General features: G+C 54.9%; 1 protein-coding gene. It reads right to left on the bottom strand.

All coding sequences use genetic code 11. The annotated features are described in order from the left end of the window. On the bottom strand, positions 1–335 hold a 335-nt coding region (locus AC1RO3_RS08945; RefSeq protein WP_481764074.1), incomplete at both ends, for a hypothetical protein.

The raw sequence follows: 335 nt of genomic DNA, 5'->3' as shown, positions 1-335 counted from the left end.
ATGCCGATGCTGTAAGCGTCTGACTCGTGTTGCGGTTGACCACGGTATTGAAACCGCGCCACGGCGTAACCGAGTTCGCGCCCGCAATCTTGATCCACGAATTACCAAACGCAACAGCCAAGTCACCGACTGCCCACGACGTGATTCCATCAAGCGCGGTGGTACCAGCAACTGTTACCAGATACGCCGAACCGTTTGCCGGAACTGTTTGGTAGAACGGATTGGTTGCGTTATACCCGGTATCGGTGGTCTGCATACCGCTCGCCAAAAGCGCCGTGTTCGTATCGATGGTGTTAAGACCTGCGTACTGAGATACGTGGTTGGCGTTAGCATCG

This window comes from Dellaglioa sp. CoH-57-MRSF-19 (assembly GCF_056781975.1).
Note: the sequence above shows the minus strand (reverse complement) of the source record. Positions and strands in the feature narration are given on the sequence as shown.